The 6847-nt window shown below is 60.8% G+C and carries 6 protein-coding genes; all 6 read left to right on the forward strand.

Annotated features, from left to right (window positions below; all coding sequences use genetic code 11):
- The first annotated feature begins 6 nt into the window (after nt 1–6).
- Nucleotides 7–405: a curli assembly protein CsgF gene (locus G113_RS05960; protein WP_005895586.1), complete on the forward strand. Its 399-nt coding sequence runs from the start codon at nt 7–9 to the stop codon at nt 403–405.
- A gap of 7 nt (nt 406–412) precedes the next feature.
- On the forward strand, nt 413–1267 hold the full coding sequence (locus G113_RS05965; protein WP_040318954.1) for a CsgG/HfaB family protein: 855 nt from the start codon (nt 413–415) through the stop codon (nt 1265–1267).
- Between the two features lie 264 nt (nt 1268–1531).
- Nucleotides 1532–2053 carry a hypothetical protein gene (locus G113_RS05970; RefSeq protein WP_005895593.1) on the forward strand — a complete coding sequence of 174 codons (522 nt, stop codon included), beginning with the start codon at nt 1532–1534 and terminating at the stop codon, nt 2051–2053.
- 34 nt (nt 2054–2087) lie between these two features.
- Nucleotides 2088–3662 carry a curlin associated protein gene (locus G113_RS05975; RefSeq protein ID WP_005895596.1) on the forward strand — a complete coding sequence of 525 codons (1575 nt, stop codon included), beginning with the start codon at nt 2088–2090 and terminating at the stop codon, nt 3660–3662.
- A gap of 107 nt (nt 3663–3769) precedes the next feature.
- Nucleotides 3770–4159, forward strand: a complete 390-nt coding sequence (csgH, locus tag G113_RS05980; RefSeq protein ID WP_005895598.1) for a curli-like amyloid fiber formation chaperone CsgH — start codon at nt 3770–3772, stop codon at nt 4157–4159.
- A gap of 66 nt (nt 4160–4225) precedes the next feature.
- Nucleotides 4226–6847, forward strand: a 2622-nt coding sequence (gene uvrA, locus G113_RS05985) for an excinuclease ABC subunit UvrA (RefSeq protein ID WP_040318959.1), incomplete at its 3' end; no start/stop codon positions are given.

The raw sequence follows: 6847 nt of genomic DNA on the forward strand, positions 1-6847 counted from the left end.
TGGTATATGCGCTCACTCCTCCTGCTCCTGGCGCTGACGGTCAGCATGACCGCCTCTGCTTCCGAGCTTATCTATCGGCCTGTCAACCCCAGCTTTGGCGGTAACCCGCTCAACAGCAGCCATCTGCTGGGTACGGCCAATGCCCAGAACGATTACAAGGATCCCTCTGCCGGTGGCAGCAGTGGCACCTCGGCCCTGGACCGGCTGACCTCCAGCCTGCAATCCCGACTGGTGAGCCAGTTGCTTGCCGACATCGGCAAGGATGGCAGCCAGACCGGCAGCCTGGTTACCGACGAGTTCGCGATCAATGTAGTGGACGAGGATGGCACTCTGGCCATCTCCATCACTGATAGAGCGACGAATGAAACCACCATGATCGAAGTGAATGGCCTGATCGCCGACTGAGGACGTTATGACAAGGACACCGTTATTTACCGCCCTGCCGTTGCTCGTCATTCTGTTTGCTCTGGGGGGGTGTGCTACTCATATAGGCTCTCCCGAGGCGGATGAGAAGGCGACCCTGATGCCGAGATCCATCTCCTACAAAGAGTTGATCAGCCTGCCCAAACCCAAAGGCAAGATAGTGGCCGCCGTCTATGATTTTCGCGATCAGACCGGTCAGTATCTGCCAGCCCCAGCCTCCAACTTCTCCACCGCAGTGACCCAGGGTGGGGTCGCCATGCTGAGCACGGCGCTATGGGACTCCCAGTGGTTCGTGCCTCTGGAGCGGGAAGGGCTGCAGAACCTGCTGACCGAGCGCAAGATAGTGCGGGCCACGCAAAAAAAACCCAATGTGCCCGGCAATAATCAGCATCAATTACCCTCCCTGGTGGCGGCCAATATCCTGATCGAAGGGGGCATAGTGGCCTATGACAGCAATGTGCGTACCGGCGGTGCCGGGGCCAAGTACTTCGGCATAGGGGCGAGTGGCGAATACAGGGTCGATCAGGTGACCGTCAATCTGAGGGCCGTCGATATCCGCTCCGGCCGGATTCTCAACAGCGTCACCACCTCCAAGACCATCTTGTCCCAGCAGGTGCAGGCCGGAGTGTTTCGTTTCGTCGAGTACAAGCGCTTGCTGGAGGCCGAGGCGGGCTTTAGCACCAACGAACCGGTGCAGATGTGCGTCATGTCTGCCATCGAATCGGCGGTGATCCGGCTCATTGCCAACGGGGTGCGAGACAACCTCTGGCAGCTGGCCGATGCGCGGGACATGGAAAACCCCATACTGCAGGGTTATCTGCAAGACAGCGCCCCCATCCTCTAGTCGAGGCAGCGTCGCTAGTTTCTATCTATCGCTTGCCCCTTTCAGCTCTTCTCCACAGGCCCATCATGGGCCTGTTTTCATGGTCTATCCCCCTCCACCCCTTGGCGCGACACCTGCAAAAAAGAGGCATGGCTCAGCTTGACCTCAGCCTTTTCTACCAGACAAACCCTGGATCCGAATCAGCCTCGAATCAGCTGTGTGCCTGATGGCCCTGGCCCGGAGGGCTGAGGATACTGGACCCGCACTTCAAAAAGGTAATCGCAGATGAAATACCTGAATCCCGTCCTGCTGATCATGAGTCTGCTAGGCCTGCCCGCATTGGCGCAGGACCTGGCTTCCCTGAGTGAACTGGGTCAGGGCAACGAGCTTGAGCTGGTTCAGCGGGGGGAGGGCAACCAGGCCCACCTCTGGCAGCTTGGCTCGGATAACGAATTGCAGCTCAGCCAGTCAGGCAATGACAACCAGATCCGCCTGATGCAACAGGGCCAGCAGCAGCAACTGCGGCTGGATCAAGTCGGCGACAACAACTGGGTAGATGCGGTCCAGCTCGGAGTTGGCAACAGCGCCGAGCTCTACCAGGCCGGTATCGGCAACCAGATCTGGCTGTGGCAACAGGGGATGGATAACCAGGCCTGGATCAGCCAGAGCGGATATGACAACAGGGCACGGGCCGTTCAGCTCGGTGATGGCAACTTGGCCAGCATAGAGCAAAACGGCTCCGGCCTATCGGCCACCGTCATTCAGACGGGCGCCAACCAGCAAGTGAGAGTAGTTCAAACCAACTGAGCCCCGGCTCACACCAAAGCACGAGAGGGAAATCATGTTCAAACGTACCATCATCGCCTCTGCCGTATTACTGGCTACTTCCAGCGTCTGGGCGGCTTCCGCCAACAACCAGGCCACGGTCGCCCAGACCGGTAACAACAACTTGGCCACCGTCGAGCAGATCGATAACAGCAACCATAATCAGGCGAGTATCAGCCAGATTGGTGCCGACAACGAAGCGAAGACCATCCAGAAAAACACCAGCCAGTCCGAAGCCAGTGTGGCTCAGGTCGGGGCAGGCAACGATGCCCTGGTGACCCAGGAGTCCAGCACCGCAGGATCCGTCGCCCAGGTGGCAAGCACAGGCAACTTCAACGTCGCGACCGTGACCCAGCAGGTGTTCAACGAAGGCTCCCACGCCTCCGTGGCCCAGGTCGGCAACCACAACAGTGCCGACGTGATGCAGGATAACGGTGATGGTGCCAGCTCCACCGTGAGCCAGGTTGGCAACAACAACGATGCCAGCATCAACAACTATTGGTCCGATAAAGCCATCGCCAACGTCAGCCAGCTTGGCAACAGCCACGAAGCCAGCGTTTCCCAGCAGATTGCCGATGGTGCCGAAGCCCAGGTGGCCCAATCCGGTCAGCTGAACAAAGCCACCGTCACCCAGGCCACCAATAATTATGGTTACGCCTATCCGGAGGGGACTCTGGCAAAGGTGACTCAATCGGGCAGCGGCAACGAGGCCCTGGTCGACCAGCGCGATCTCGATAACAAGGCTTATGTCACCCAGAGCGGTGTCGATGGCTATGTGAAGACGGCGCAGTCTGGCTCTGCGGCCGGTGAGGGCAACACCCTGACCGCCAATCAGGCTGGTACCAACGAGAGCGCCACCCTGACCCAGGTTGGCAACCGCAACGAGATCGAAACCAGCCAGACTGGCCGTGACGATGCATTGACCATCGATCAGCTGGGTGATGACAACTTGGCCACTGCCTATCAGGGCGGTGTCGGTGAGCAGGGCTCCATCATCCAGGTGGGTGACGGTAACCGTGCCGATACCGAGCAGAGAGGGTCGGGCAACCAGGCCAGCGTCGATCAGATGGGTGACGGCAACCAGGCCGTGGTCAAGCAGCTGGCGAGCAGCACCGCTGGCGTGGTGACCATAGATCAGAGCGGTGATGACAACTACGCCAACGCGGTGCAGGAAGCGGGCAGCAACAACCAGATCGCCATCGACCAGCAAGGGGATCGCAACCAGGTGGCGGCCGCGCGTGATGTGCAAGGCAAAGGCGCCTGGACCTGGGGTTCAGACAACGAGCTGACCGTGGCCCAGACCGGCAACGACAACTGGGCCTATGCCGATGCGTCCCACTCCGGCTCTACCGTGACCGTGACCCAGACCGGCGACCTGAACAATGCCTCTGTCGAGTCCTACCTGGGTAGCGACAACGATCTGACCGTCAGCCAGACCGGCAACAACCATGTGGCCGACGTCTATGTCAACGCCGGTATGAATGGCGGTGGCAACCTGGTCGATGTGGTACAGACTGCGAGCTTCAACACGGCTCAGGTCGATGTCTATGGCAGCAACAACCACGCCTATGTTTATCAGGGCGGCAACTGATGATTTGTACATTCGGGGGCCTGCGGGCCCCTTTTTTATTGGTGCGAACCCGGGACTGGCTGGCTGGTCCATGCCATCAGACCACTCCCCTGCACCGGCGGCTAGTGATGCTGCTCCTGTGGCTCAGCTTGTCTCCCTCGGGGTGGGCGGGCGAGTCAGAACCGGCCAAGGAGGCCAAGGAGGCCAAGGTGATCCCCAAGATAAGCCTCAATGTCCAGCAGGGGCCGACCGGCCTCTCCCTGGCCCCTACCCTGCAAAGCGACCAGTCGGGGGCCGTTACCTTTGCCCTGGATCTCTGGAGCCAGGGGGCGGGGGGGCGCAGTCATCAGCGCCAGAGCGGGGGGGCCGAACTGGTCGCCAACCGGCCCCATAGCGTGGGACGACTGAGTCTGGGACTGGCTTGTCCCTATCAGGCAAGAATACGGCTGCAGCTGTGGCAGGGGGCCTTGTTGCTGAGCGAGATCGACCAGACATTCGAGTGCCCCTCATCTCCATGATTTCCCGTCTGGACTGTCTATTCATCCAGTAGTCTCTATGCCATACTGGCCCGCTCTGGTTACCGTATCGAGCGCGCAACAAGATGGAAAAAAATCGTGATCCGGGGTGCCCGCACCCACAACCTCAAGAACATCAATCTGACTCTGCCCCGCGACAAGCTGATCGTGGTCACCGGCCTCTCTGGCTCCGGCAAGTCTTCTTTGGCGTTCGATACCCTCTATGCCGAAGGCCAGCGCCGTTATGTGGAGTCCCTCTCCGCCTATGCCCGCCAGTTCCTCTCCCTGATGGAGAAGCCGGATGTGGATCATATCGAGGGCTTGTCGCCGGCCATCTCCATCGAACAGAAGTCTACGTCTCATAACCCGCGTTCGACCGTCGGCACCATCACCGAAATTTATGACTATCTGCGCCTGCTGTTTGCCCGGGTGGGTGAGCCTCGCTGCCCCACCCATGCCATACCGCTCGCCGCCCAGACCATCAGCCAGATGGTGGATCAGGTCTTGGCTCAGCCAGAAGGCAGCAAGCTGATGCTGCTGGCGCCCGTGGTGCGTGATCGCAAGGGGGAGCACAGTAAGCTGCTGGAGAACCTGGCGGCTCAGGGTTATATCCGTGCCCGCATCGATGGCGAGGTGTGTGACCTTTCGGATCCCCCCAGCCTGGAGCTGCACAAGAAGCACACCATCGAAGTGGTGGTCGACCGTTTCAAGGTGCGCGAGGATCTGGCCCTGCGCCTCGCCGAGTCCTTCGAGACGGCCTTGACCCTCTCCGGCGGCATCGTGCTGGTGGTGCCCATGGACGGGGAGGAAGGGGTTGAACCCATGACCTTCTCGGCGAACTTCGCCTGCCCCGAGTGCGGTTACTCCATGTCGGAGCTCGAACCGAGGATCTTCTCCTTCAACAACCCGGCCGGTGCCTGCCCCACCTGCGACGGCCTGGGTGTGCAGCAGTACTTCGATCCCGCCAAGCTTATCCACGATCCGAGCCAGAGTCTGGCGGGGGGAGCCATCCGTGGCTGGGACAAGCGCAGCTTCTATTACTTCCAGATGCTGAAATCCCTCGCCGAGCACTATCAGTTCGATCTGGAGCTCCCTTGGGGGGATCTGCCCGCCAAGGTGCAGGAAGTATTGCTGCGGGGCTCGGGCAAAACCGAGATCGAGTTCCGCTACATGAACGACCGTGGTGATGTGGTGGTGCGCAAGCACCCCTTCGAGGGGATCTTGCACAACATGGAGCGCCGCTACCGGGAAACTGAATCCAACTCGGTACGCGAAGAGCTCTCCAAATACATCGCCAACAAGTCCTGCACCAGCTGCGGCGGCAGCCGGTTGCGGGAGGAGGCGCGTCACGTATTCGTCGATAACCGCAACCTATCCGCCATCGCCGAACAATCCATCGGCGATGCCCTGGCCTTCTTCGAGGGGCTGGCGCTCACCGGCCAGCGTGCCCAGATAGCCGACAAGATCCTCAAAGAGATCGTCGAGCGGCTCGGCTTTCTGGTCAACGTGGGCCTCAACTATCTGAGCCTGTCCCGCAGCGCCGAGACCCTCTCCGGCGGCGAAGCCCAGCGCATCCGCTTGGCGAGCCAGATAGGTGCCGGTCTGGTGGGGGTCATGTATGTACTGGATGAGCCCTCCATCGGCCTGCACCAGCGGGACAACGAACGGCTGCTCAAGACCCTGACCCACCTGCGCGACCTCGGCAATACCGTGATCGTGGTCGAGCACGATGAAGACGCCATTCGCCTTGCCGACCATGTGCTCGACATAGGGCCGGGGGCCGGGGTGCACGGCGGCGTCATCGTCGCGCAAGGCACGCCGGAGGAGATCATCAATAACCCGGACTCCCTGACCGGTGACTATCTCTCGGGGCGCAAGGAGATCGCCGTCCCTGCGCAGCGCACCCCGCTCACCGATCGCTGGCTCAAGCTCAAGGGCGCAAGCGGCAACAACCTGCGCAGCGTCAATCTGGACTTGCCCCTCGGGGTCATGACCTGCGTCACCGGGGTGTCCGGTTCCGGCAAGTCGACCCTGATCAACGACACCCTGTTCCGCATTGCCCACCGGGAGCTGAACAAGGCGACCGAATCGACCCCGGCGCCTTATCGCAGCATCGAGGGACTCGATCAGCTGGACAAGGTGGTGGATATCGATCAGAGCCCGATCGGTCGTACTCCGCGCTCCAACCCGGCCACCTACACAGGCCTGTTCACCCCGATCCGCGAGCTGCTCTCCGGCACGCAGGAGGCGCGTTCACGCGGTTACCAGCCGGGTCGCTTCTCCTTCAACGTGAAGGGAGGACGCTGCGAGGCCTGTCAGGGGGATGGGGTCATCAAGGTGGAGATGCACTTCCTGCCGGACGTCTATGTGCCGTGCGATGTCTGCAAGGGCAAGCGCTACAACCGCGAAACCCTGGAAGTGAAGTACAAGGGCAAGAACATCAACGAGATCCTGGAGATGACGGTGGAAGATGCCCGTGCCTTCTTCGACCCGGTTCCTGCGGTAGCGCGCAAGCTGCAAACCCTGATGGACGTAGGGCTCTCCTACATCCGTCTCGGCCAGTCGGCGACCACCTTGTCGGGGGGCGAGGCGCAACGGGTCAAACTGGCGCGGGAGCTCTCCAAGCGCGACACTGGCAAGACCCTCTATATCTTGGATGAACCGACCACGGGTCTGCACTTCCACGACATC

This window comes from Aeromonas molluscorum 848 (assembly GCF_000388115.1).
Taxonomy (GTDB): domain Bacteria; phylum Pseudomonadota; class Gammaproteobacteria; order Enterobacterales; family Aeromonadaceae; genus Aeromonas; species Aeromonas molluscorum.